2 protein-coding genes are annotated in these 854 nt (G+C 43.6%); both read left to right on the plus strand.

Annotated elements, in window-relative coordinates:
• Positions 1–82 precede the first annotated feature (82 nt).
• A complete protein-coding gene (gene mraZ, locus A3762_RS23350; protein ID WP_068757894.1) occupies positions 83–526 on the plus strand; it encodes a division/cell wall cluster transcriptional repressor MraZ in 444 nt (147 codons plus the stop codon).
• Positions 527–528: 2 nt separating this feature from the next.
• A partial coding sequence (mraW, locus tag A3762_RS23355; protein ID WP_082869323.1) for a 16S rRNA (cytosine(1402)-N(4))-methyltransferase occupies positions 529–854 on the plus strand: 326 nt, incomplete at its 3' end.

Here is an 854-nt window from a genome sequence, read left to right on the forward strand (position 1 = left end):
GTTTCTATAGTGGGAAAAAGTAGTGAAAGGTGGGTTTTTTTGGTATTTTTTACCAAATTATAATAATTCAGGGGTTTGAAGGGTGTTTTTAGGCAGCCACGCAATCAACATGGACGCAAAAGGTCGTATGGCGATTCCGACGAAGATTCGGGAATCGCTGTCTTCTTTTTGTGGTGGCCGTGTGGTAGTGACTGCACATACCGAAGAGCGTTGCTTGTTGGTTTATCCAGAAAATCAGTGGCAAGAGCTTCTTCCTAAACTCGAAGCACTTCCTAGTTTCAATAAAGCCTCTCGAAGAATTCAGCGACTCATGATCGGTTATGCAACGCCATTAGAAATGGATGCAAATGGACGCATTCTTTTGCCTACGCCTCTGCGCGAATATGCTGGGCTTGAAAAGAAAACCATGTTGATTGGTCAAGGTAAGAAATTTGAATTGTGGAGTGNGCAACGTTGGATTGATTGGCTTGATGCTGACGAGTCTGATGATGATATTCCAGAACAATTACATAACTTGTCGCTATAGCTATGACTGACTCTGCCCATATTACAGTGCTTCTTAATGAAGCCGTTGATGCCCTTATAGGCAATGAAGAAGGACTATATGTTGATGGAACCTTTGGCAGAGGTGGGCATAGCCGTCTCATTTTAAGTCGTTTGTCAGAATCAGGGCGTGTGGTTGGAGTTGATAAAGATCTAGCTGCTGTTGCGGTTGCAAACAAACTTCATGATGAAGACGCCCGTTTTGAGATAGAGCATGGCTCGTTTGTCGATATTCCACTGTATTTAGCTAAGCGTGGTGATGAGTTGGCAGATGGAGTATTGGTTGATCTAGGTGTTTCGTCACCGCAGTT

The organism is Oleiphilus sp. HI0125, from assembly GCF_001635355.1.